Source organism: Shewanella sp. DW31 (genome assembly GCF_015767295.1).
GTDB classification, from domain to species: Bacteria; Pseudomonadota; Gammaproteobacteria; order Enterobacterales; family Shewanellaceae; genus Shewanella; species Shewanella oncorhynchi.
Genome location: NZ_JADWMP020000022.1, coordinates 36319 through 60560 on the forward strand (window position 1 = coordinate 36319; position 24242 = coordinate 60560).

At 45.5% G+C, this 24242-nt stretch carries 23 protein-coding genes; 7 read left to right on the top strand and 16 right to left on the bottom strand.

Annotation, left to right across the window (positions count from 1 at the left end; genetic code table 11):
- Positions 1 to 22: 22 nt before the first annotated feature.
- The 4 genes from GWI56_RS17030 to GWI56_RS17045 all read right to left on the bottom strand — a co-directional run bounded on the left by GWI56_RS17030 (position 23) and on the right by GWI56_RS17045 (position 4568).
- Positions 23 to 1522: a CoA-acylating methylmalonate-semialdehyde dehydrogenase gene (locus GWI56_RS17030; RefSeq protein ID WP_198573589.1), complete on the bottom strand. Its 1500-nt coding sequence runs from the start codon at positions 1520 to 1522 to the stop codon at positions 23 to 25.
- 132 nt (positions 1523 to 1654) lie between these two features.
- Positions 1655 to 2845 (bottom strand): acetyl-CoA C-acyltransferase, encoded by a 1191-nt coding sequence (locus GWI56_RS17035; RefSeq protein WP_198573590.1) that lies wholly within the window; start codon positions 2843 to 2845, stop codon positions 1655 to 1657.
- A 291-nt stretch (positions 2846 to 3136) separates the two neighbouring features.
- Entirely contained in the window at positions 3137 to 4078 is a 942-nt protein-coding gene (metA, locus tag GWI56_RS17040; RefSeq protein WP_198573591.1) for a homoserine O-succinyltransferase, read from the bottom strand.
- Positions 4079 to 4148: 70 nt separating this feature from the next.
- On the bottom strand, positions 4149 to 4568 hold the full coding sequence (locus GWI56_RS17045) for a YbaY family lipoprotein (protein ID WP_113938934.1): 420 nt from the start codon (positions 4566 to 4568) through the stop codon (positions 4149 to 4151).
- A 117-nt stretch (positions 4569 to 4685) separates the two neighbouring features.
- On the opposite strand from GWI56_RS17045, the gene GWI56_RS17050 reads away from it, so the two are divergent.
- Positions 4686 to 5429 carry an SDR family NAD(P)-dependent oxidoreductase gene (locus tag GWI56_RS17050; protein ID WP_028760569.1) on the top strand — a complete coding sequence of 248 codons (744 nt, stop codon included), beginning with the start codon at positions 4686 to 4688 and terminating at the stop codon, positions 5427 to 5429.
- A 98-nt stretch (positions 5430 to 5527) separates the two neighbouring features.
- On the opposite strand, the gene ompW is transcribed toward GWI56_RS17050, so the two are convergent.
- The 8 genes from ompW to phhA all read right to left on the bottom strand — a co-directional run bounded on the left by ompW (position 5528) and on the right by phhA (position 12948).
- On the bottom strand, positions 5528 to 6175 hold the full coding sequence (gene ompW, locus GWI56_RS17055; protein WP_173497113.1) for an outer membrane protein OmpW: 648 nt from the start codon (positions 6173 to 6175) through the stop codon (positions 5528 to 5530).
- A 476-nt stretch (positions 6176 to 6651) separates the two neighbouring features.
- Positions 6652 to 7332 (bottom strand): nucleotidyltransferase family protein, encoded by a 681-nt coding sequence (locus tag GWI56_RS17060; RefSeq protein ID WP_242068430.1) that lies wholly within the window; start codon positions 7330 to 7332, stop codon positions 6652 to 6654.
- Positions 7333 to 7384: 52 nt separating this feature from the next.
- The gene (locus GWI56_RS17065) at positions 7385 to 7675 is read right to left on the bottom strand and encodes a hypothetical protein (RefSeq protein WP_028760572.1); all 291 of its coding nucleotides are present in this window, start codon (positions 7673 to 7675) and stop codon (positions 7385 to 7387) included.
- 86 nt (positions 7676 to 7761) lie between these two features.
- Positions 7762 to 8412: a maleylacetoacetate isomerase gene (maiA, locus tag GWI56_RS17070; protein WP_198573592.1), complete on the bottom strand. Its 651-nt coding sequence runs from the start codon at positions 8410 to 8412 to the stop codon at positions 7762 to 7764.
- A gap of 87 nt (positions 8413 to 8499) precedes the next feature.
- Positions 8500 to 9486, bottom strand: a complete 987-nt coding sequence (locus GWI56_RS17075; RefSeq protein ID WP_028760574.1) for a fumarylacetoacetate hydrolase family protein — start codon at positions 9484 to 9486, stop codon at positions 8500 to 8502.
- A 384-nt stretch (positions 9487 to 9870) separates the two neighbouring features.
- Positions 9871 to 11409: a transcriptional regulator TyrR gene (gene tyrR / locus GWI56_RS17080; RefSeq protein ID WP_113938940.1), complete on the bottom strand. Its 1539-nt coding sequence runs from the start codon at positions 11407 to 11409 to the stop codon at positions 9871 to 9873.
- Between the two features lie 268 nt (positions 11410 to 11677).
- Positions 11678 to 12016 carry a 4a-hydroxytetrahydrobiopterin dehydratase gene (locus GWI56_RS17085; protein WP_028760576.1) on the bottom strand — a complete coding sequence of 113 codons (339 nt, stop codon included), beginning with the start codon at positions 12014 to 12016 and terminating at the stop codon, positions 11678 to 11680.
- 131 nt (positions 12017 to 12147) lie between these two features.
- Positions 12148 to 12948 (bottom strand): phenylalanine 4-monooxygenase, encoded by an 801-nt coding sequence (gene phhA / locus GWI56_RS17090; RefSeq protein ID WP_113938941.1) that lies wholly within the window; start codon positions 12946 to 12948, stop codon positions 12148 to 12150.
- 321 nt (positions 12949 to 13269) lie between these two features.
- Between phhA and galU the strand changes: the two genes are divergently transcribed.
- From galU to GWI56_RS17120, 6 genes are all read left to right on the top strand, one after another.
- Complete coding sequence (gene galU / locus GWI56_RS17095; RefSeq protein ID WP_028760578.1) at positions 13270 to 14178, top strand: UTP--glucose-1-phosphate uridylyltransferase GalU; 909 nt, start codon at positions 13270 to 13272, stop codon at positions 14176 to 14178.
- The gene (galE, locus tag GWI56_RS17100) at positions 14178 to 15191 is read left to right on the top strand and encodes a UDP-glucose 4-epimerase GalE (RefSeq protein ID WP_028760579.1); all 1014 of its coding nucleotides are present in this window, start codon (positions 14178 to 14180) and stop codon (positions 15189 to 15191) included. The genes galU and galE overlap by 1 nt, the downstream gene beginning before the upstream one ends.
- Before the next feature lie 92 nt (positions 15192 to 15283).
- A complete protein-coding gene (gene napF / locus GWI56_RS17105; protein WP_198573593.1) occupies positions 15284 to 15766 on the top strand; it encodes a ferredoxin-type protein NapF in 483 nt (160 codons plus the stop codon).
- A gap of 112 nt (positions 15767 to 15878) precedes the next feature.
- Complete coding sequence (locus tag GWI56_RS17110; protein WP_173245805.1) at positions 15879 to 16328, top strand: polymer-forming cytoskeletal protein; 450 nt, start codon at positions 15879 to 15881, stop codon at positions 16326 to 16328.
- Between the two features lie 318 nt (positions 16329 to 16646).
- On the top strand, positions 16647 to 17621 hold the full coding sequence (locus tag GWI56_RS17115) for a LysR family transcriptional regulator (RefSeq protein ID WP_113938944.1): 975 nt from the start codon (positions 16647 to 16649) through the stop codon (positions 17619 to 17621).
- Positions 17622 to 18089: 468 nt separating this feature from the next.
- A complete protein-coding gene (locus GWI56_RS17120; RefSeq protein ID WP_198573594.1) occupies positions 18090 to 20387 on the top strand; it encodes an OmcA/MtrC family decaheme c-type cytochrome in 2298 nt (765 codons plus the stop codon).
- Positions 20388 to 20494: 107 nt separating this feature from the next.
- Here GWI56_RS17120 and GWI56_RS17125 read toward each other — a convergent pair whose 3' ends face one another.
- The 4 genes from GWI56_RS17125 to cysQ form a co-directional block, all read right to left on the bottom strand.
- Entirely contained in the window at positions 20495 to 21178 is a 684-nt protein-coding gene (locus GWI56_RS17125; RefSeq protein ID WP_198573595.1) for a DUF2982 domain-containing protein, read from the bottom strand.
- Between the two features lie 57 nt (positions 21179 to 21235).
- On the bottom strand, positions 21236 to 21937 hold the full coding sequence (locus GWI56_RS17130; protein ID WP_198573608.1) for an ElyC/SanA/YdcF family protein: 702 nt from the start codon (positions 21935 to 21937) through the stop codon (positions 21236 to 21238).
- 218 nt (positions 21938 to 22155) lie between these two features.
- Positions 22156 to 23073, bottom strand: a complete 918-nt coding sequence (mak, locus tag GWI56_RS17135) for a fructokinase (protein ID WP_198573596.1) — start codon at positions 23071 to 23073, stop codon at positions 22156 to 22158.
- Between the two features lie 61 nt (positions 23074 to 23134).
- Positions 23135 to 23941: a 3'(2'),5'-bisphosphate nucleotidase CysQ gene (gene cysQ, locus GWI56_RS17140; protein ID WP_198573597.1), complete on the bottom strand. Its 807-nt coding sequence runs from the start codon at positions 23939 to 23941 to the stop codon at positions 23135 to 23137.
- Positions 23942 to 24242 lie beyond the last annotated feature (301 nt).

Consider the following 24242-nt stretch of genomic DNA (forward strand, 5'->3'; position numbering starts at 1 on the left):
ACGCCGTGGTTTATAACCGAGCTTAGCGTAGGTTAATGCTCATATTTGGCGTTGAAGCTACGGCAATATCGGACTCAAACCAGCGGGAAGTGATGGTCTTGGTCTCGGTATAGAAACGCACCGCTTGCTTGCCATAAGCATGTTGATCGCCGTAGAAACTGCCCTTCCAACCGGTAAATGAGAAGAAAGGTAATGGCACAGGAATCGGCACGTTAATCCCCACTTGGCCGACTTCGATTTCGTGTTGATATTTACGGGCAGCTGCACCGCTAGCGGTAAAGATAGACGTGCCGTTGCCATAAGGGCTGGCGTTGACTAATTCGATAGCGGCTTCTAAGGAGTCTGATTCCATACAACAGAGTACAGGGCCAAAGATTTCTTCCTTGTAAATGCTCATATCAGTAGTGACTTTATCGAACATGGTTGGGCCAATCCAATTACCGGATTCATAACCTTCTACGGTAAAATCGCTGCCATCGAGTAAACACTCGGCGCCTTCGGCTTTACCTTGGGCGATAAGTTTAAGCACTCGCGCCTTAGCGGCTGGGCTGATAACCGGACCATAACCCGCTTCTTTATCGTCCCATAAACCTGGGCGAACTTTGGCTAAGGCTTCTTTTAATTCTGGGATCCACTCTTTAGCGGCACCAACAAACACGGCAACCGAAATCGCCATACAACGCTGACCCGCCGCGCCCACAGAAGCGCCGACTAAGTTGTTGATCACTTGCTGTTTGTTTGCATCTGGCATGATAACGCAGTGGTTTTTCGCACCCGCAAAGGCTTGCACGCGTTTTAAGTTATCGGTACCCGTTTTATAAATATATTGGCCCACAGCCACAGAACCGACAAAGGAAATGGCTTTAATCGCAGGGTCTGCCAGCAGGATATCTACGGCAGCTTTATCGCCATGCACTAATTGCAATACGCCCTTAGGTGCGCCCGCCTCCACAAACAACTCAACTAGGCGCTGCGGCGTCATAGGATCTTGTTCTGAAGGCTTTAAAATGAAAGTGTTACCGCAGGCAATCGACAGTGGGAACATCCATAACGGGATCATCGCAGGGAAGTTAAATGGCGTAATACCGGCACACACTCCGAGCGGTTGAGTGTAGCTGTAAGTATCGATTGAACGCGCGACGTTCTCGACGGTTTCGCCCATCAATAATGACGCCACATTACAAGCATGTTCAGCGACTTCGATACCGCGCCATACATCGCCCTTGGCATCTTCGAAGGTTTTACCGGTTTCCTTGGCAAGAATGGTCGCCAGTTCGTCGTGATGTTCTTTTAGCAGATGTTGATAACGCAACATAACGCGTGCACGTTCAGACACTGGCACTTCTTTCCAGGTTTTAAAGGCCACTTTGGCGCTGGCAATCGCAGCGTGAACTTCTTCGCTAGTGGCAGCATTAATCACAGCAATCGGCGAGTTATTCGCGGGATTGGTGACAATAATCTGTGATGTGCCCGTACCTTGGATAAACTCGCCGTCAATGTAATGCTTTACTTGTGTGGTCATGTTGCAATCCTTTCCTTGTAGAGTGATGGGCTGGCGGTGCGATATTATGATTATCCTCAAGGGAAGTGATTGCCCTTGCCAGCCCCGTCTTGTTGATTTAACTAAAACCTGATTTGACAAAAACCTTTGCGATTAGACCTCAATCGCCATCGCTGTTGCTTCACCACCGCCGATACACAGCGAGGCAACACCGCGTTTAAGGCCGCGGGCTTTTAATGCATGGATTAAGGTCACCAGCAAACGAGAACCCGAGCAACCAATAGGATGACCTAAAGCGCAGGCGCCGCCATTGACGTTAACTTTAGCCACATCTAAACCGAGCTCAGACACGGCAAGCATAGTCACCATGGCGAAGGCTTCGTTGATTTCAAATAAATCGACGTCATCCGTTGACCAACCCACATTAGCCAGCAATTTCGCCATAGCGCCAACCGGTGCAGTGGTAAAGAGTGAAGGCTCTTGGGCGTGGGTCGTGTGGCCTTTAATGGTGGCTAATACCGTTAAGCCTAAACGCTCAGCTTCGCCGCGAGAGGTCAGCATCAATGCCGCTGCGCCATCGGAAATAGAGCTAGAGTTAGCCGCTGTGATAGTGCCATCTTTGGTAAAAGCTGGGCGCAGCGTAGGAATTTTTTCAGGGCGGGCATTACCGGGTTGCTCGTCGGTATCGATAGTCACATCACCACGACGATCGCTGACAGTAACTGGCGTAATTTCAGCTTTAAAGGCACCCGAGTTAATCGCGGCATTGGCTTTTTCGAGCGAACTTAGCGCAAAGGCGTCCATCTGCTCGCGGGTGATCCCAAATTCATCGGCGGTTTTCTGGGCAAATGTTCCCATGGCGCCGCCAGTATAAGCATCCTCAAGACCATCTAAAAACATGTGATCTAACACTTTGCCGTGGCCCATACGCATGCCGCTTCGGGCTTTATCTAATAGATACGGCGCTTGGCTCATGCTTTCCATACCGCCAGCGATCACCACTTTTGCACTGCCCGCTTTAATCAAATCGTGGGCTAACATTACCGTCTTCATGCCTGAGCCACAGACTTTGTTCACTGTGGTCGCACCAACGGATAAGGGTAATCCCGCACCCAAAGTGGCCTGACGCGCAGGCGCTTGACCTAAACCAGCGGGTAATACGCAGCCCATCAAGACTTCATCGACATGCTCACCCGCTAATTGAGTCTCCGCCAACAAGCCCTTAATGGCTGTCGCGGCTAAAGTCGGTGATGCAACAGATGACAAACTGCCTTGAAAACCACCCATAGGGGTGCGTTTAGCGGCAACAATAACAATATCTTGATTTAACGGTTCAGTACTCATGCAGGCTCCAACCCAAATTGACCACAAGGCCTAGTGCTAGCCTTGGGACGTTTAATAAAATCGACAATAAAACCACTCTGACGTTTACGCGAACGTAAAGCAAGTATTCCTTGGTCTAATGTGTCGATTTTATCGGGTAAAAATTGTCAGTAAGGATTTACAGCGAGGCAGGGATTAAGCACAGTCAAGCGTGGACAACAGCATCTAAGGGAGAGATAAATTAAGGGCTTTTGGGTATCAGCTTAGGTCACATCCATGTGACCACATCACCATAAAAGGCTAAACAAAACTTTAGCGCGATTCCCACGGTGTCATCGCCGTCATATCACTTAAGTCATAAGGCGTTAACTGGTAAACGTAATAATTGAGCCAATTACTGACCAACAAACTACCGTGGCTGTGCCAGCGGGCAATGGCTTCGGCTTCTGGATTATTATTTCGATAATAGTTTTGTGGCACATTTGGCGTTAAGCCTTGGGCTAAATCCCTATGGTATTCATCGTTTAAGGTCGATTTTTGATATTCAGGGTGCCCCATTACAAACAAGTTACGGTTATTGCGACTTAATACTAAATAGGCCCCGGCCTCATCGGACTGCGCTAACACTTGCAACTGCGGGTGTTGTCTAATTTCTTCCACATCCATCTCGGCAAAACGCGAATGGGGTGCAAAGAACTCATCATCAAAACCACGTAACAGTGGGAAATGCTGACAAGTGCGCCTATGTAAAAATACGCCAGAACGCTTCTGTTGCAATATTTTTCGATTTAAACCATAGAGATGATACAAGCCCGCATGGGCTGCCCAGCATAAAAACAACACTGAGGTGACATGCTCTTGGGACCAGTCGATGATTTCACGGATATGATCCCAATAAACCACATCTTCGAAATCGATTTGCCCAAGCGGCGCGCCTGTGATGATAAGACCGTCGTAATTTTTATGGCGCACGGCTTCAAAGTCACGGTAAAAAGTATTCATGTGGTCGATGGAAGTATGCTTGGATTCTTTGTCGTGAATGCGCAGTAAATCCACATCGACTTGTAAAGGCGTGTTGCCCAGTAAGCGCAATAACTGGGTTTCAGTCTCGATTTTGTTCGGCATCAAGTTCAAAATCAGCACCTTCATCGGCCTGATATCTTGATTCGCCGCCCGCGTCTCGGACATAACGAAAATATTTTCTGACTCTAACACCCCTGCTGCGGGCAGATGATCTGGAATTCTAACCGGCATACCGCGCCTCTTCTGTTCGTAAATACTAACGGATTCGGCGCGTATGTCAGCTCACTTCTGAGCGGGCTAACTAGCCACCGACTTTCTCTAGCAGTATCGTCATTGGCTCAGTGGAATTGAGATCAATGTGATAGGCTTGAGTATTAATAAACAATAACTTATCACCCAACATAATCCGGGCCCCTATGGCATAAGTGTGACCGGGTTGGAACTGATCGCTACCAATCGCAAAACTGAATGGCGCGGGTGTCGCAGCACCTTGTTGCACGCGCTCCGCCATCACTATGGCTGGCACATCCATTTTTGAGACATCAAGCAGTTGCACTATGACCTTAGCATCGGCAGGTAAGGCTATCCGTTCGCGATATAAGGTCTCGCCTTTTATCTCAACGATAGCATTAGGTGTCGCACAACCGGATAACACCCCCATGATGGCCATTAATGCTAAGGCTGTTAATCTCAACGCGCTTAAACGCAACCATTTGTTCATTTTGTTTCTCCTAATCATACATAAAGACTTCTAGATGTCCATACGCCCAAGCTATAAATCTTGTCTTGGTGAACATAACTTTCTATCATAAGCCACCATTTCGTTGCCGAAAAATCTATGACCCAAGCAACTGCAATCATTGTGGGAGCTAGCTCACAATTAAGTCGTGAACTTGCAAAGCAATTGGCAGATCAGCAGGTTGAATTAGTCTTATTCGCCCAAGATCCAGAATCACTGCGCGATTTTGCCTTATCCTTGCCAACAAAAGTACAAGTTTTTGCACTTCAAATTGAACAACCTCAAGCCATCATCAACCAACTTGAATCAGTCTGGCAAACTCTTGGCGGCGCGCACTTAGTCTTAGTTAATACAGGCCTCAATAGCTATGACCCCGAGTTGCCTTGGCTACCGGAGCAAGACATTATCGATGTCAATGTGCGAGGTTTTGCTGCCATCTGCAATACGGCATTTAGACTATTTCGCGAGCAAGGTTATGGACAACTGGCGGCAATCAACTCGATTGCGGGCCTGCGCGGCGGGCCGAGTGTGGCCTATCACGCCTCAAAAGCCTTTGGCCAGAATTACCTTGAGGGCTTAAGTATGCATGCTCAGCGCCTTAAGTTACCGATTACGATTACCGATATCCAACTTGGTTTGCTCGATAAAGCCGCTATGCAGCAAAGTGCAATGTGGCTTGCACCATTGCCACAAGTCGCAGCGCAAATCATCAAGGCAATGAAACAAGGCAAACGCCGCGTCTATGTGACCAAACGCTGGCGCCTCGTCGCTTGGCTTACTGTGTTATTACCCGAATTTATCTATAACACTCGCCACTGGAAAGCTAAAAAGCCAAAGCGCTAAATCGGCTTAGCCTAAGTGGAACAGAACATGGCGCGATAAAAAGTGCAGAAACGAAAAAGGAGCCTAAGGCTCCTTTTTACGCTTATCTAATCAGTGGATTAGAAAGTGTAACCCACGCTGACCATATAAACCCATGGGTTGATATCAGTGTCGATAACTACAGTGTCGCCCGCTAATTTAAACTTCACGTCACTGCTAATTTGCGCGTACCACACTGAAGCGTTCACTAACCAGTTTTTGTTTACTTGATAATCAACACCTGCTTGTGCCGCTAAGCCCCACGAAGTGCTCATGCTCAAGTCAGTTAACGCACCATTTAAATCGTTGGTGAACTCATTGTCGAAGAAATTAGTATAGTTAACACCAACACCCACGTATGGACGTAATTTAGATTGCGCATCACCAAAGTAGTACTGTGCCACTAAAGTGGGTGGTAAATGTTTAGTTTCTGCAATCTTACCTACACCTTTTAAAGAAACATCGTGGCTAAAAGGTGTGGCAGCTAATAACTCAACCCCAAAGTTATCTGTCAGCATGTAGCCAAAGTTTAAACCCACTTGAGTGTTATTACTGATTTGGAACTCGCCGTTACCCGCAACATCATCACTTGATTCATTTGGCGCAACAACCACAGCACCCGCACGAACGATAATGTCACCCGCTTGGTGAGCCGATACAGAGGCAGAAAAACCAGCGGCTAAAAGGGTGGCAGCGACCAGTGTAGAAACAGTGTTTTTATTCATCATCATACTCCATATGTACAACATAGGTTTTTGTTTTGTATTACATCCTTAACAATTAACGCCTACACTGCCAGAGATATGCGGCTGATTTATTGATCCAAATCAAAGTGAGTGAGCAATACTCACTTATAGGTACTACACATGGGAGCTGAATCACGAAATTCAAACATTTATTGATAATACCCCTTTGTTTTCTGTGAGCTAAGTGTTGTATTAGCCATCACTAATGACTACCGCAAGAGGTAGTGATCAATAACACCATAAACATTTTAGTAACAATGAAAAGCACTTAACTAAGAGGTTATTTGAACATTAAGTTCAAATTATTGAGACGAGTTAAATGAGGATAAAAACAAAAAATGGACAAATAAAAACGGCTTGAGGATGATACCTATCATGTTAGATAACTAGATTGCATGGAATGACAGTGTGAGACGGTTAAGTCAGTTTTAGACTGAACGAATAAGAAAGTGAGAAGATTAGCTTGAGTAGCAACACGTAAGCAAAGGATAGCGAGTTAGCCAGCCCTTAGTCGCAACTCTGTGCTTAAAAACTGGTAATGATCGCTTTGGATTGGCGCTCAATTTGAGGGCAAACAGGGAGTTCAGCCCAAAGGGAACCACCAGCTCAATACCGTAATGCATGGAATGATGAGCAGTCTCTGCATCTACCTGAGTATCTGTCTCAACATGAGATTTTAAACCCACCCCAACCGCGGTTTCTAACTCTGGCCAATGGGCCATAGCATCAATACAAGATGTGTAAGCCATGTCTTGATTGCGACTATGCATGCGCGCCTGATTCTTAACCGACCATGGTAACTCAGGGGCAAGCTGATGAAGATAGGTTTCAATCGCCAGATCCCGCTCAGGGCTAATATCTAAAGGGCAAAAATAGATCAGATCGATATCGTTCAGTGGACTCAACTCAAATTCGTGCAAGCGATCCCAGACTAAATTACGGACAAATCCTGCCGCCAGACACCACTGCGGCATTGAGTGTACTTTGGCGCATTGAAGCACGAGTTCAAGCGCCCTCACCCGCTCACAGTCTTGAGCTATCCATTCGAGTAATTGATGCTCTAGCGCTGCTTCACTCATTGCATCATTCATAACATTATTCGTAGCAACACTCATGACATTACCCCTAGCACCACTCATAACAGTATCGCCCGCTTCAATATCAGATAAAAACACGGGAAAGACATTAGGCTTACTCCACTTCGCCATCGGTTTCTGAGCACTTTACGACCTCATGACAGAGTAAATAAACGAGACTATAAATCGGTGCCATTACCGCAAAACAAATCCAAAACCCATAGACATCTTTGTCTAGCAGATTAACGCTAACAGTAAAGATGGGCATGAACAGTAGCATCCATTTTATTACATTGAGTTTGTACAGTATCGGCTTATCACAATGGCAGCAGCGTCCTTCCTTAATCGGCACATCCTTAGCGCCGAGTTTACCTTTGCAATACGGACATTTTTTACTGAAAAGCATTTAAACTCCATCGCTGAGATTAGACTTTTAAAGCAAGCCTCATCATCCATTCTTTCTATTCGTAAAAACCGTATCCGCGCAATTCGTTACACCGCATCCGCTTGGCGCTCTGGTGCAGCATTGGCAAAGGCTTCAAGCTGATTACACTCGGCCCACACGCGCATGATATTGGGATAAGCCGTTAAATTCACATTAAAACGCTGGGCGTTATACACCTGCGGTACTAAACACAGATCGGCTAATGTCACGGCATTCCCAAAGCAATAACGACCGCTATGCCGTGTTAACAAGGTTTCTAAGGCCGTAAAACCACTTGCGACCCAATGGTGATACCAAGTATTTTTGGCGGTGTCATCAGCACCTAAGGTTTGCGTTAAATACTGCAATACCCGCAAGTTGTTTAATGGGTGAATTTCACAGGCGACCGTAAGTGCCATAGCGCGCACGTGGGCACGTTCAAGAGCCGATGCAGGCAATAATGGCGACTGTGGATGTATCTCATCAAGATATTCGATAATCGCTAAAGATTGCGACAAGGCATCCACATCCAGCTCATCATCCACCACTAAGGTTGGCACTAACTCTAAAGGATTAAGCGCAATGTAGGCCGCTTTATGTTGCTCGCCGCCATCACGTACGAGATGCACTGAAAACTGTTCGGCTGAAATCCCCTTGAGATTAAGGGCAATACGAACCCGATAGGCTGCACTGGAACGCCAATAACCGTAAAGTTTCATATTTTCATGTCCTTATAAAAGTCAGTATAAAAACGGGGCAATTAAGCCCCGTTAGTTTGAGTCGGTGTCGCCCTTTAAGGGAAAGCCTTAGGCTTTGTATTCAACCACTTTTTGATCGATAGAACCAAAAATGGTTACATCATTATCATCGAGCATTTCGATACGCACTGTGTCACCAAAACGCATAAATGGCGTAGTGGCTTTGCCTTCGGCAATCACTTCTAACATACGTTTTTCCGCTAAACAGCTCGAACCTGCGCTACGGTCATAGTTAGAAATAGTACCAGAGCCAATAATCGCGCCTGCGCCCAATGGACGGGTTTTTGCAACATGCGAAACTAACTGACTGAAATTGAAGGTCATATCAACGCCTGCATTCGGACGACCAAATAATTCACCATTTAAATAGGTGATCAGCGGTAAATGCACTTTCGAATCTTCCCAACGGACACCCAATTCATCCGGTGTCACAGCCACAGGCGAAAAACTGCTCGATGGTTTAGATTGGAAAAAACCAAAGCCTTTCGCCAACTCACCAGGGATCAAGTTACGCAGTGACACATCGTTAACTAGCATCAACAATTTAATGTGCTTAGCTGCATTGTCAGTGCTCACGCCCATAGGCACATCATCGGTAATAACCGCAATTTCAGATTCGAAATCGATACCCCAGTCTTCACTCGCCAATGGGATATCCGCTTTAGGGGCAATAAAGCTGTCTGAGCCACCTTGATAAAACAACGGATCTGTCCAAAAGGTTTCTGGCATTTCTGCGCCACGGGCTTTACGGACTAACTCAACGTGATTCACATAAGCGCTACCATCGGCCCATTGGTAAGCACGCGGTAATGGCGACAAACACTTAGCTTCGTCGAACGCTTGCGCGTTATCTAACATGCCTTCATTTAACGCATCGTACAATTCTTGCAATTGCGGTCTCAGTAAATCCCAACCATCGAGTAATTGCTGCATAGTGTGGGCAATGGCAGGAACGGCAACCGTTTTAGTGAGATCGCGGCTGACTAACATCAACTGACCATCACGACGACCATTGTTATAACTTGCAAGTTTCATATTGGCTCCAGTGCTCTTCGGCTAGGTGTACAATTTTATTGTGCTGGAAAACGCGCGACGTCACCCAGCTTATATTCGGCGATTTAAATCGGACTTTTTGACTCATTAAGGGCATACACGTTACGCAGTCCGCGCCAACGAGGCATGCTCTGTTACTTGCTTTAACGTATTTGTTGCGCGTAGAAATACCCGATGCAGCTCAAGATTCCTATAGCGTGACCAAAATCACATTTAGGTCAATTATTTCACATTTTGTAAACTAATCATTACGTTTATAACCTAGTTACCGCTTATCAATATCTCGGTAAGCAATATGCCTGAAAAGTCGGCAACTAAGTGGAACGATACTGTTACATTGACTGTGTCAACCCAACGAGACTCTGACTAACGGCGCTTGGCTATCTTGTATTCACGCAGTTTATTAGCAATAGCTGTGTGTGATACACCTAGCTTTTTCGCCAACTGGCGAGTGCTCGGGTAGGCCGGATATAATCGACGCAACAAACTCGCTTCAAACTGCTTCATTGCATCGTCCAGATTGCCCTCAAACTCATTATCAAAGTAACCAAAACCTTCAGCATATGACGGCAATTTCAGCTGTTCTACCGTCAACTCGGCCGAGCCATCCCACATAGACACGGCTCTAAATACCGCGTTTTTTAATTGGCGTACGTTACCTGGCCAAGCGTAGGTGAGCAAATGATCGCGGCACTGGGCCGAAATCCGCCGCACTGGGCTAGACAACTGTTGACTGTAATGTTCGAGGAACATTTCCGTCAGTGGAATGATATCGACTTTACGCTCACGTAATGACGGGATGTGATAACTCAGCACATGGATGCGATAGTACAAATCTTCCCTAAACTCGCCGGTTTGGCATAGTTCAGCTAAATTTTTCTGAGTCGAGCAGATAATTCGCACATCAGCACGCACTTCTTCATCGCCCCCTATGCGTCTAAAAGTGCCATCTTGCAATAGCCGTAGCAGCTTAACTTGAGCCGCCCTAGACATTTCCGCCACTTCATCGAGAAATACTGTGCCCCCCTTAGCTTCTTCAAAAAAGCCTCGTTTGACGACTTTACCCTGACTGACGTAACCGAATAATTCTTCTTCGGCAGCGCTGTCGGGCAGAGCGGCGCAGTTGATGGCGATAAAAGGTTTTTCACGGCGCATCCCCGCATCATGGCTAGCTCTGGCCATTAATTCTTTGCCAGTACCCGTTTCACCCGTGATCAACAAAGGTGCATCGAGCTGGGCCATACGCCGCGCTTGCTTAAGCACTTCCTTCATCTTGTCACTACTGGCTAATACATTTTCAAAGCCAGTGGTTTGGTTCTGCAGCGCGTTAAACTGTTTTCCAACGCGCGCAGGGGATTTCAGCGACACCACAGCACCAACCAAGATGGTTTTTTCATCCTCATCGGGTAGGTAAATCGGCAGCATTTCCGCTAAATATTCGTTTGGACCGATTTGAACTCGCGCCGCTTGTGGCAATACTTGTGCTTCACTCAACCAACGGCTGAAGTTAAAACCTTGCACCCAATGATTAAGCGACTCTTCGAGCACTTCGTGCTCACCCATGCCGATATTGAGCAAGGCGGACTCATTAACGATACGGATACGTGCCTTGGCATCGATAGAAAAAACGGAGTCGGGTAAGGTTTTGAGCAGGGTTTTAAGGGCGTAATGTTCTTGCTCTGAGGGCATAAATGACACCGTACGCACATCGTGGACACTTTCCACTTTGCGGATCTGCGGCATCAAGGCACTCAAGGTTTCAAAACTGATTTCGGCAAATTGTAAGTACAGGAATCCTTGGTTACTGGCATCAATAGCAATTAAATTAATACCATAACGCTCTAACACGACTAAGATATCTTTGGCTAAACCAACACGATCCTGACAGCTGACTTCCAAGCGCATAATGACTGATATTCCCTTTTTTGATTTGAATTTTGGGGATAAACCGTGCAGAGCTATTTTTCGCCTTAGGCTTTACAACAAAAATAACGCTTGCTAGGCAAATCGTTACCTTTGACGAAAACGTCAGCGATGAGGGGAAATAGCAGAGCCCGTATACGTTAGAAGGTTAAACTGAAAGTGGCAAGCCTAGTTTACAGTTGAATTGTAACAGGAAGAAAAAATCAGCATCATAAAACACATTAAGATACTGATTAAATTGATTAAATAATTAACCTAGTAACTGGTCTGTCTTGGCGGCCATGATGAAGTCATTCTTATGTAGCCCCTTAATGGAGTGCGACCACCAAGTGACAGTCACTTTGCCCCATTCAGTGAAAATGCCTGGATGGTGGAATTCTTCTTCCGCTAAATCCGCCAGCTTATTCGTGAATACCATCGCCAGTTTAAAGTTTTTAAACTTGTAGACGCGCTCAAGCTGCATTACGCCGTCACGCACTTGCACGCCCCAGTCAGGGATCATACGAATAAGTTCTGCCAACTCTTCATCGGTCACTTTTGGTGCATCGGCTTGGCACGCTTCACATTTCATATTCGATAACGCAGTCATACATACTCCTGTTGGCAACATTAATAGGGATATTTAGTTGCACTTTACTCATTACTTATTAATTACTTAAATCACATGACTAAATTAGATGGCGACTCAAATAAAACATCAAACCATCCATCGAATCGAGACTAGCTCGCCTTGGCTTTAGGAGGATATTTAGGAGCAAATAAACCTAACTGACGTGCCTTAGTGACATAACTCATGATGTCCATTTTGGCAATTTCATCAAGCATATCAATGTGCTCAATCACATAATAAATCGGCTGCATAATGTCGATGCGATATGGGGTTCGTAGCACATTCAATAAATCAAAGGGTTGACGTTCTGGCACGTCACTTTCCATTGCATATAAAGTTTCACCAGGTGAGCTTAAAATACCGCCACCATAGATACACAAGGGGCCATCTTTAGGCTGTAGCAAGCCAAACTCAACCGTAAACCAGTATAAACGCGCTAAAAATACCCTTTCTTCTTTGCTGGCATTTAAACCTAATTGGCCATACATATGTGAAAAATTAGCAAATGAAGGGTTGGTGAGCAAAGGGCAATGGCCAAATATTTCATGAAAAATATCAGGTTCTTGCAGGTAATCAAACTCTTCCTTACGGCGAATAAAGGTCGCCACTGGAAACTCTTTGTTAGCAAGCAGCTCAAAAAAACGCCCGAAGGAAATCAGCGCAGGTACGGCTGCCGTTTTCCAGCCGGTGGTCGCTTGCAATACAGTATCAATTTCAGTAAGTTGCGGAATACGATTCTTTGGCATAGCCAAGGCATCTAGCCCTTGCAAATACTCCTTACAAGCACGACCAGGCAGGTTTATCGCTTGACGGGCATAAAGCTGGCTCCAAATCTCATGTTCTTCTTGCGGGTAGTTGATAAACCCTGTGTCATCAGCTCTGTGAGCGATGTACTCTGTTCCTTTCGTCATAATCTTCACTTAATGGCTAGCGCTCATGGAACCATAGTGATCTAAGCCTTTAAATTTGTTAACTCCCTCACACTTTATTCTTGCACCACTACTGTGACGTAAACGTAAAGCAAATATTACAAGGGTATTAAAAACGCCATGCAAGTGCACATCACCCATGCTGGATTAGATGCACTGTGCTACCTTTGCTAAAACTTACGTCGACTTCGCTGCAAAAATACTTAAATATCCTAAGTTTTCAGCGTTTCTAAATAGCTTTTCTGTGCAGGTCATTTACAATATTGGCCATTAACCGCATCTCCTTGACCTAAAAGGTTCGCAATGAAACAACATCAAATTCGTAAAGCCGTTATTCCTGTCGCAGGCCTAGGCACTCGTATGCTTCCAGCGACCAAAGCAATTCCAAAGGAAATGTTACCCGTTGTCGATAAGCCATTGATTCAATACGTAGTAAGTGAAGCTATCGCGGCTGGGATCAAAGAAATTGTACTCGTGACCCACGCCAGTAAAAACTCTATCGAAAACCATTTCGATACCAGTTTCGAATTAGAAGCCCAATTAGAACGCCGCGTTAAACGTCAGTTACTTGAAGCCGTACAATCTATTTGTCCTAAAGATGTAACAGTGATCAGCGTGCGCCAATCTCAAGCTAAAGGCTTAGGTCATGCGATTTTGTGTGCTAAATCTGTCGTCGGCGATGCACCATTTGCCGTATTGCTACCGGATGTGATCATAGATGAAGCCAGCTGTGACCTTCGTAGCGATAACTTAGCCGCTATGGTTGCCCTGTTTGATGAAACCCAAGTCGGTCAAATCATGGTGGAAGGCGTGCCACATAACGTCGTCAACCAATACGGTATTGCCGATGTGAATGGTCATGATTTACAACCGGGTGAATCTGAGCCATTAGTCGAGCTGGTTGAGAAGCCAGCCGTGGATGAAGCGCCATCTAACTTAGCCGTTGTAGGCCGTTATGTTTTACCAGCCAGCATTTGGCCGCTACTGGCTAAAACCCCTGCGGGCGCAGGCGATGAAATTCAATTAACTGATGCGATTGCGATGTTAATGAAGCAAGAAACCGTAAATGCTTACTACATGGAAGGTAAGAGCCATGACTGTGGTAACAAGCAAGGTTATATGCGTGCTAACGTTGAATATGCCCTGCGCCACAGCGAAATCGGTGAAGATTTTGCGCACTATTTAAAAACCGTTGTAAAAGGAATTAAGTAATGACGATTTTAGTGACCGGTGGTGCTGGCTATATTGGCACCCACACAGTAGTAGAACTGCTCAATGCTGGTAATGATGTGATTGTATTGGACAACTTGTCTAATTCAAGCATAGAAGCCTTAAACCGAGTCGAGCGGATCACTGGTAAATCGGTTACTTTCTATCAAGGCGATATTCTCAATAAAGCGTTATTGCAGAAAGTGTTTAACGATCATGCTATTGATTCAGTTATCCACTTTGCAGGATTAAAAGCGGTGGGAGAATCCGTCGCAAAACCCCTGAAGTATTATGAGAATAACGTTACGGGTACGCTTATCCTTTGCCAAGTCATGGCAGAATTTAAGGTAAAAAATCTCGTATTCAGCTCATCGGCAACAGTGTATGGCGATCCCGCAAGTTTACCGATCACCGAAGACTTTCCCACAGGGGCAACAAACCCTTATGGTCAGTCTAAGTTGATGGTTGAACATATACTGGCAGATGTACACAATGCCGATCCTAGCTGGAATATCGCCCGTCTGCGCTATTTTAATCCGGTTGGCGCCCATGCCAGTGGCTTAATAGGCGAAGATCCTAACGATATCCCTAACAACTTAATGCCCTTTATTGCGCAGGTTGCCGTGGGTAAACGCACTGCCTTGAGCGTGTTTGGTAATGATTATCCGACTCACGACGGTACCGGCGTGCGTGACTATATCCATGTCGTGGATTTAGCCAATGGCCATTTAAAAGCGCTTGCAAAATTGGCCACTAAACCTGGTCTAGTGACCTATAACTTAGGCACAGGCCAAGGATATAGTGTATTAGACATGGTTAAGGCCTTTGAAAAAGCCTGTGGTAACACCATTGCCTACCAAATTGCGCCACGTCGCCCAGGGGATATTGCCGCCTGCTACGCCGATCCAACCCACGCAAGGGAAGATCTTGGCTGGCAAGCGACTCATACCCTAGAAGATATGGCCAACAGTAGCTGGCATTGGCAATCAACCAATCCCAATGGTTATAACGGCTAATAACTTGAATGGCTTGTGGAAATCTCCCAAGCCATTTTTCTTTATCCCTCTAAATACCATCGCTTTACATCATTAACCACCCGAGGAGCAACATGACTCAAAGTATTAATCACAGCCGTCGCAGCCTCTTTAGCCGGCGTAAAGATAATGCGATAAGGCCGCCTTGGGTACGTGATGATATCGAGTTCACCGATGTGTGTACTCGTTGTTCCGCCTGTCTTGAGATTTGTGAAACTCACATTATCATCAAAGGTGATGGCGGATTTCCTGAAGTCTCCTTTAAGGACAATGAGTGCACATTTTGTACTCTGTGTGCTAAGGCTTGCCCTGAAAATATTTTCGATTTGACTCAAGCACCTTGGCAATACCAAGCCCATATTCAAGAAAGCTGCTTAACCTTTCAAGGGATCTGGTGCCAAAGTTGTAAGGATGCCTGCGAACCAAGAGCCATCAGCTTTGTGCTCAGTATTGGTCAGGCTCCGAGCCCCAAAATAGACCTTGACCTTTGTACTGGATGCGGTGCCTGCGTAGCTCCTTGCCCTAGCAAAGCCATTGAGATAAAACGACCAACTTGATAGAAACACTGTAATTGTATTAACACATGCAGAGCTGTGCTTCTCCTGGATTTTAAGCTAGTATCGCGCCTCTGTTGAACTCAGTGAATCCCTTCTCGAATTAAGTTAATTTATGATGATGTTTGTAAAAAAACTGTTTTTCCCGCCTAAAAAAAGTACCTCTTTTAGCTTTATTGCTCGAGGCACTAAACTCACGGGAAATATCGAATTAACAGGCGACGTGCTTGTGGGCGGTGATATCCAAGGTCAGCTGCTTTCTGAGGCCAATATCACCATAGAACAAGGCGGTATAATTCAAGGTGAAGTAAAGTGCCATGAATTTATCGTCGATGGGCACTTCAAAGGCAGACTCATTTGTGAGCGTTTAGTGATCCAACGTAATGGTGTTGTCGACGGCGAAGTGGCAAGTACCTCAATGCAAATCCTTGAGGGTGGCCAATTTATCGGGATGCGGATTAAAGAAGATGCACCAACCATTTATTCCCATGCAATAGGCCATACACCAACAGCAGATTCACTCAACTTACCGTCCGTGCAAAACGACGTCATAGAATCTCGTTAATCCGAAATGCATCACTATCGTTTGCTCGCCGCCTTAGGTGAGCAGACTTTGACTCACTCTTTTAGCTCAATCATTCCTTTCCGCCCGATGTTAAACATAGCGCCTACCCATCTAACTCTCCCCAACGCTCCTCTTTACAATGGTTAAATAATTGTTATTTTACCGAGAGGGATCACAGTTAATCCGCATGCTGAATGTTAATCTTGCCAGTTAGTAATTATGATATTTGATCGCGGTGGTTCGGGTAATCGCAAGGACACAGAACTCCCCTAATAGCACCGCAAAAGCATTTAAGACTCATACAGGGCAAAATACAAAATGAGCAACTTATTACTAAAACAGATCTGTGAACTCGATGTTTTTACCTTGCTTGTATTTAAAAGTATTTTCGACACTGGACACGCAAATAGCGCGGCCAAAGCGCTAGATGTTTCTGCACCCAAAATAAGCCGCTGCCTCAATGCATTACGCCTAACCTTTAACGATGAACTATTTTATCGTCGTCAACAGGGGCTTAAACCGACGCCTTTAGCAGAAAGTCTCTACGTTGCTATTTGCCAGTTTACTGAATCGGTTTATCACCTCGAACAATCTGCAATCCAGATACAAAATGCGGCCATCAATACCGACTTACCGCTACATATCGCTGCTTGTAATGGCCTGCTAAGCTTTTTAGCGCCTCAGTTAAGTACTCCTGAACTTGCCCAAAAGCTAGGACAAATACGCTTACATAAATGGCAGGAAAATAGCGCTGAGTTGATCCACGCAGGTGCGCTTGATTTTGGGATTACGTTTGAAAGTGCTGAAAATAAAGAATTAAGTTACACCAAACTTGGCTCAATCAATGGCATTTATATCGTTGCAGCCAAGCAACACCCACTTTGGGACGTTGAGACGAATATTACCTTAGAGCAAATTTGTCGCCATCCGTTTCTGTTTCAAGAACTCAAGGGCTTTAACAGTAAAATCGATCCCTTAGAATTATTTTGCCAGCGCCAAGGTATCTTACTGCCTACCGTAGAGAAAGTGATAGACAGGGAAGAATGGTATGCCCATCTATTAACCATGAAGAGTGTGGCTTTTTGTTCCAGCATTGATATGCACACAGTTAAACATATGCCCGGATTACATCTCGAGCGCCTTAGCGACACAGAGCTTAATAGACTCCACGAAACTATGATGGCGCCACATTATTATCTGATTGAGAAACCTGCAGTTCATCGGCGTTACAGCCAAAGCCAGTGTGATCTCGTCGTGCGCTCCTTACTTGCCGCACTCGAACCAGCACACTAATACAAAAATAGATTACACACTAAGTTCATCAACCTAGCTTACGTCATGGATGTTAAGTGGGTTTACTGGGCTATGGCTTCTATTTATCCAAGGCACAATTCAATCACTTTAAAATGCCATATCGTCCCCCTATCCTCGCTCTCTTATCCCATTGCTTTTGTGCTCAAAACCTTAAGATAACGACTTAAGATTCAGGCTCTCTTAACATCGTTCATTTTGCTTAACCGAAAATGAATTCATCATTTCGACCTAAGTTTAAAGATTGAAATTGTGATACACATCATAGGCTAGCAGCTTAATTTCACTATTTAAAATATCAAAATGCAAAGTTTAGAATTACCATTCGCAGGTGTTAAATCATCGTTCACATATCAGATACAAATTTGCAAATACCACTTTATAAGTAGATGAATCCTCCTATATTAGAGGCACTGCACACGCAGTCTTATAGATAGAAAAAGGGACGCGATGATGAAAAACTACAATAAATCTCTACTGGCACTGGCTCTCGTCAGTACCTTAAGTCTTACCGCCTGCGGGGACGGAAGCGATGGTCAAGATGGGGCACCTGGCACACCAGGTACACCCGGAACACCAGGCACTCCCGGAACACCAGGTACACCCGGAGCCCCTGCGGGTTCCTTCGCAACGACAGCCCAATCCATTACAGATCTGGCATTCACTTTAAGTCCTGCAGACATTAAAGTGACCAGCAGTGAAGGCTTCAGTGTTAAATTTACTGTTACGGGTAAAAATGCAGGCAAAGTAGTCCCATTCAAAGGACTGGATAAAATTGCAATTTATTCTTTAACAGCAAATGAAAACACCTCAGGTACTGGCGCGCCGATTGAGTGGCAAAATAATGCCACGGCAAATGCCGCTGGCACTTCGTTAACTTGTACTCTAAACGGCCTGAACGGAACTAAAAACGCTTGTACTTTAACCGAAGATACAGCGACGCCAGGCACTTACACAGCAACTTGGACTTATGGTGGCGCAGCGCCAATCATTAATCCAAATGATAATCCAAACGCAGTACACAGAGTCTTTTTACGTGCTTACAACATCGCCGATAGTACAGGTGTCGTCCTATCTGACAAGATTTTGTCTGTACCCGTTGATTTTATCCCTGCAACAGATGAATTAGGTGTATCGGGTAAAGACACAGTATCTAGTGCGGCATGTAAAAACTGTCACGGTGAGGTAGACGGCCATATCGCGAAGATTGAAGCCCATCATAACTACCAAGATGTTAAAAACTGCGTAACTTGCCATAACCCTGATCTCGTTCCAAGTGACGCACAACTGGCTGAAGGTTGGGTATTTGATTTTGCCCCCATGATCCACAGGATCCACGCAGGTCATCACATCAGTGACAGCTTAAGTGGCGAAGCAAAAGAATATTTCGGTGAAGTTGGTTTCCCATCTGATTTGAAAGAATGTAAATCTTGTCATGATGGTGCACCAAGTTATAACACCAATATTTATGCACAAGCTTGTGTGGGTTGTCATATCAATGTGAACTTCACCACTGGCGAAAACCATTCAGAATTTGGTTTAGCCCAAGCTGATGATACTCAATGTAAATCTTGCCATGGCAGCGGTAGCTTAACACCTGAAGCTGTACACAGTGTCGGTAAACGCGCTGAGTATGCAAGCCTATTCAAAGTTGACTTTACCAGTGCGGCAGTAGTGACTTCAGCAGCACCTGGAATGAAAACATTGACATTAAAAGCCAATGTGACCATGAATGGCGCTGCAATTCCTAATGGAACCGATTTAAAAGTGTATAACGCGACAACTAACCCTACTGGTATGTTTGTGGCTAACGGCTTATTACTGGGTAACGTAACTACTGATGGTACTGTTTATGCTTGGAGAGATGTCAAACCAACAGCAATCGCTCTTAAGCTTGAAAATGGTACGCTGGCAGATGGTGTATTAACCTTTGTAAAAGATATTCCCGATGCCCAAGCTGTAGGTACTATCTACGCCAGTTCAGAAGCCAACGTCTGTATCAAAGCAGGTAAAGTGAGTAGCTGTAATGCCACAGGACTTGAATTTGGCCCAACAAATCCAATTGGTAACACTGCTCCTGTTAAATTCTATAGCTTAGATGCTTCTGCAGTAGTTAAAGCTCGAATGACAGATCCTGCTCGAATTACCGTAGAAGAAGCAAAATGTAACGCCTGTCACGGCACCTTAGATTATATCAAGGGCACCAGACACGGAACTTACACTTTTGATCAATGTATGAACTGTCACAACGATACAACGGGTGCATCAGGCCATAAAACAGTGGTTTCTAAAGGTGAAGACGGTAGCAAAGTCATTAATCCTGAAGTCACTTTCAATAACAAAGACTTATTCACCGTCGCCCACCGCTTCCACAGTGGTAACTTTGATGTTATCGCAGGGATCTTCCGCGATGCCAATGGTGAATTAGTCGGTTATCCATCACCAGAAACTGCATGTTCTGCATGTCACAAAGATGATGCAAAACTGTTTGCGACTGACGGTGGTTTAGCCTCTGAGAAACGTTCAATCAAAGTGGGTAGCAACTACATTAGCCCTGTAGCTGAATCATGCCGTAGCTGTCACGCTCACTCTGATGCAGCGGCTGTCGCTCACTTTAGAAGTAACGGTGCTGTGGTTGAAGCTGACGCAATGACAGATCCTAACTTACCAGTAGAATCTTGCGCAACTTGTCATGCTGAAGGTAAAACCTACGGTGTAGATAAGGTACACGCAGAGGTAGCACACTAGTACCTTTGGGTTGCCCCTGCACAACCCAAACTTTAATCTCTGCAACTCATTGGGGACCCTAGGGTCCCCTTTTTTATTGCTGATGATCTTCAATTGAGATTGTAGACTTAACCAGCTGAGCGGCTACATTGCGCGATACGTTGTCTAAGTAACTTGATAAAGTCCTTAGGTTCCCTATCTAAACTGTCATGGGGAATATACAAGTGATACCCTAAACGCGTATCTAACATCACGCAGCGATGCCCAAACATAGCTAATACGCCACGATAGCGATCCCCTTCTATCACTAAAGGGCCAAACTCAGCGCCGAGATAAGTTTCTAAAGTCGCTAAGTCTGCATCTTGAGAGGCGGCTGTCACCAGCAAAGGTCGCTGTTCAGTTAATAATCCTGTTGCTAGACGCAGGGAAATATTATCGAGAATGGGATTTAAATGTTTCAGTTTAATGCCTAAATAAGATAACTCTATAGTATCTAAACCATTAGTTACCCGCGGAATATCGACCCGCTGAATATTATCCCAATCGATAGCCACTTTGCCGCGGCGATGAAAATAGGTCAGCCCCTTGTCATCTAATACTAGAGTCGTTTCCGGCTCATACACCTTGGCTAAACCGAGAATTAATGAAATCGCGCCCAAACTAAAAAACATCAAACCGACAGCAAACAAGGCCGGCCACGTCAGAAACAGTCCCAAACCCAGCACCAAACTTAAGCCTCCCAGCCAAGTTAAGGTTAACCCATTTCGTTTCGATAAAGGACGCACAGATACTATTTCTGACTCAATTGTCATTGTTCATATTCCTGTTAAAACTCACTATCTTTAGACTGAACTTGGCAAACCACACCTTTAACTTACGGCCTTTATCCATAACCACAAACGGCCAATGTATTCGTGAATAGCCCGTTGAGAAGCCACTAAATTATCGGCGGTTAACCGCCACCAAAAATCATCTCGGCCAATAAAATCCGTTGGGGCAGCATCGGGGTGTAAGCCTTTAGTGGCGAAAATAGCCATCGCCCTTGGCATATGAGTGGCCGATGTGACTAAGCGAAAGGGCTCCTCCCCTAACTCCCACTTTAAGTATTGCGCTTCTTCTATCGTATCGCGCGCCAGTGGAAATTGAATAATTCGGCTTTTATCAACACTTAGCTCTACCGCGGCTTTAGCCATCATTTCAGCATGGGAAAATTGAGTGAGTTCACCACCCCAGCCGCTGACGATCAACATACACTCTTGACCCAACTTAAGTTGCCGAATTCCTTCAGTTAACCTTGTAAGGGCGACGTCTGATAAGGATTGCACCGCCGTCGCTCCTGCTATATCAGCATGCCCTGAACCTAATACCATCACAAAACAAGCGCCTGCGATGGGCGTGGAATTAATAGGGTAAGCTGATTCTAACGGCCGCACTAAGGTATTCACACTCAGTTGACTGCTTAAAAACAGTAAGAGAAAAAAAGCGCAGGATACTAAGTATTTCGCCATACTGCGACGGCGCCATACTAGAAAAGAAATCAGTAATAACAATAGGATAAAGGGAATCGGCATCATCCCCTGTGAAACAACTTTCTTAACCCAAAACATGATGTCCATGCCAAGCAATCCAAAGGAGCGCAATCATAGCATCAAAATACGGGGGGAATACATCGCACATAAAGCTAGCCCAGCGTTTTACTGGGCTATTGTTTACAAGACTCTGATATCACTAGACGTTGATTTCATAGCGTAATGAGTTCACTGGTGGAGTTTATATCCTCAATAATGGATCACTTTTCCCACAACCAAGCGGCACCGCGCACTCCCGATGAACAACCGTATAGATTCTGCACCACAGGCGTATGACACTCACGTCCCACCACATAATGGGCCAGCAATGCCGGTAATCTTGGGTAAATCGCCGCGACATTCGACATTCCGCCGCCCAACACTATGGCATCGGGATCGAGCATATTGATCACATGGGCGAGTGAACGAGCGAGTCTATCCATATAACGATCAAATGCAGCAACCGCAATGGCGTCACCTTCATCGACTAACAACATAATATCGGCACCTGATTTGGCAGCAGCGCGCACTGTACCCGCAGCCGTCAAAGCCGCATTATAATCACGCACAAAGCCAGTACCTGAAATAAAGGTCTCGATACAATCGGGATTGCCACAGAAACATCGGGTGGTATTGAACTCTTCCTTGGTCATCCAAGGCAAAGGATTATGACCCCATTCACCGCCGATACCATTACCACCACCGTGAACTTTGCCGTTAATTGCCACACCCGCGCCACAACCAGTACCAATAATCACGCCAAACACCACAGAAGCGCCAGCGGCTGCCCCATCGACCGCCTCTGATACCGCAAAACAGTTTGCATCATTGGCAACCCGTACTTCACGCTGCAACAATTCCCCTAAATGTACATCGAGGGGCTGACCATTGATCCACGTCGAGTTAGCATTTTTGACTAAACCTGAATAGGGCGATACCACACCTGGAATACCCACGCCGACAGTACCTTTTTCGCCAAGAGTCGCTTCCGCTTCCTTAACTAAATCAACCACCGCAGCAAGCGTGCCCTGATAGTCACGTGGCGTCGTCACACGTTTGCGAAATAGCTCATTGCCCTCATCACTCAGTGCGACTAATTCTATTTTTGTTCCGCCTAAATCGACGCCTATGCGCATCATGAATTACTACTCCAGTGTTTAGCTTGCCCTTTCATCAAGTGAGATTGATGAAAGGCAATCGTTATTTTACCCAGCCAGGAGCTGTGGCAATAAAGTAAGGGTTTAAAATGTCAGGTTTTTGATTATAAGTTAATGGTTCACCTGAGTCATAACAGACAACTGTGCCGCCTGCACTTTCGAGCACAGCTTGCGCCGCCGCAGTATCCCATTCGCTGGTTGGGCCAAGTCTGGGGTACAGATCGGCACTGCCTTCTGCCAACATACAAAACTTAAGCGAACTCCCTACGCTTAAGATGTCATGCTCACCAAACTGTTGTAAATATTGCGCTAAACCAGGGCTCAAGTGCGAGCGACTGCCGACAATCATCGGCATTTCGCGTGGCGTGTTGGCGCCCAATAAGGGGCTATCTTGACCCGCTTGTTGGCGCCATGCACCTAAATGTTTAGCGCCGTAATAATAGGTATCGAGCACAGGCGCATATACTACACCTGCGATAGCAACCCCTTGATGGATAAGCGCAATATTGACGGTAAACTCGCCATTGCGCTTAATAAATTCCTTAGTGCCATCTAAGGGATCAATCAACCAATAGGTTTGCCATTGACGACGCACGTCCCACGCGATATCCGCCGCCTCCTCAGACATAATAGGAATACCGACAAACTGCTTTGCCAATGCCGCCACTATCACGTGGTGCGCGGCTAAATCAGCCGCCGTCACGGGGCTATCGTCCCCCTTATGGCTCACCGAAAAGTCATCTTGACCATAAACCGTCATAATGGCATCGCCTGCGGCTTTGGCAATCGCGACCACTTGCAGTAGATCTTGTTTAGTCAATGTCTGCGCTATTGTCGTCTTGTCTGTCACTGAAACTTCCTTAATGCATTAAATATCTTGGCATTATGCCATTGTCATCCAAGGGGAATTTAGAACAAATTCATCATACATCAAGCAAAATAGACTAAGACTCACGGCTTAAACCGCGGTGCACAAAACCACAGATACACAAAGTGATTACGATACTAAGGCAAGCCATTGGCGCTGAGAAGAGGCTTAAGTCCAGCTGCATTCGTATTCACAGCCTATGTTTTCATATTGATAGTCTACATTTGTCGCTTAAATCTGATTATTGGCGGGCTTATTGTTTTCGAAAGCGTTAATCACTGCG

Bases quoted from the DNA above. Each gene is read 5' to 3' on its own strand.
- metA (WP_198573591.1), bottom strand. From the start codon at position 4,078: ATGCCGGTTAGAATTCCAGATCATCTGCCCGCAGCAGGGGTGTTAGAG.
- GWI56_RS17115 (WP_113938944.1), top strand. From the start codon at position 16,647: ATGAGCAACTTATTACTAAAACAGATCTGTGAACTCGATGTTTTTACC.
- GWI56_RS17050 (WP_028760569.1), top strand. From the start codon at position 4,686: ATGACCCAAGCAACTGCAATCATTGTGGGAGCTAGCTCACAATTAAGT.
- GWI56_RS17065 (WP_028760572.1), bottom strand. From the start codon at position 7,675: ATGCTTTTCAGTAAAAAATGTCCGTATTGCAAAGGTAAACTCGGCGCT.
- phhA (WP_113938941.1), bottom strand. From the start codon at position 12,948: ATGACGAAAGGAACAGAGTACATCGCTCACAGAGCTGATGACACAGGG.
- GWI56_RS17035 (WP_198573590.1), bottom strand. From the start codon at position 2,845: ATGAGTACTGAACCGTTAAATCAAGATATTGTTATTGTTGCCGCTAAA.
- maiA (WP_198573592.1), bottom strand. From the start codon at position 8,412: ATGAAACTTTACGGTTATTGGCGTTCCAGTGCAGCCTATCGGGTTCGT.
- ompW (WP_173497113.1), bottom strand. From the start codon at position 6,175: ATGATGAATAAAAACACTGTTTCTACACTGGTCGCTGCCACCCTTTTA.
- GWI56_RS17125 (WP_198573595.1), bottom strand. From the start codon at position 21,178: ATGACAATTGAGTCAGAAATAGTATCTGTGCGTCCTTTATCGAAACGA.
- galE (WP_028760579.1), top strand. From the start codon at position 14,178: ATGACGATTTTAGTGACCGGTGGTGCTGGCTATATTGGCACCCACACA.
- mak (WP_198573596.1), bottom strand. From the start codon at position 23,073: ATGATGCGCATAGGCGTCGATTTAGGCGGAACAAAAATAGAATTAGTC.
- GWI56_RS17110 (WP_173245805.1), top strand. From the start codon at position 15,879: ATGATGATGTTTGTAAAAAAACTGTTTTTCCCGCCTAAAAAAAGTACC.
- GWI56_RS17085 (WP_028760576.1), bottom strand. From the start codon at position 12,016: ATGACTGCGTTATCGAATATGAAATGTGAAGCGTGCCAAGCCGATGCA.
- GWI56_RS17075 (WP_028760574.1), bottom strand. From the start codon at position 9,486: ATGAAACTTGCAAGTTATAACAATGGTCGTCGTGATGGTCAGTTGATG.
- napF (WP_198573593.1), top strand. From the start codon at position 15,284: ATGACTCAAAGTATTAATCACAGCCGTCGCAGCCTCTTTAGCCGGCGT.
- GWI56_RS17045 (WP_113938934.1), bottom strand. From the start codon at position 4,568: ATGAACAAATGGTTGCGTTTAAGCGCGTTGAGATTAACAGCCTTAGCA.
- galU (WP_028760578.1), top strand. From the start codon at position 13,270: ATGAAACAACATCAAATTCGTAAAGCCGTTATTCCTGTCGCAGGCCTA.
- GWI56_RS17130 (WP_198573608.1), bottom strand. From the start codon at position 21,937: ATGCCGATTCCCTTTATCCTATTGTTATTACTGATTTCTTTTCTAGTA.
- GWI56_RS17060 (WP_242068430.1), bottom strand. From the start codon at position 7,332: ATGAGTGGTGCTAGGGGTAATGTCATGAGTGTTGCTACGAATAATGTT.
- GWI56_RS17030 (WP_198573589.1), bottom strand. From the start codon at position 1,522: ATGACCACACAAGTAAAGCATTACATTGACGGCGAGTTTATCCAAGGT.
- GWI56_RS17120 (WP_198573594.1), top strand. From the start codon at position 18,090: ATGATGAAAAACTACAATAAATCTCTACTGGCACTGGCTCTCGTCAGT.
- tyrR (WP_113938940.1), bottom strand. From the start codon at position 11,409: ATGCGCTTGGAAGTCAGCTGTCAGGATCGTGTTGGTTTAGCCAAAGAT.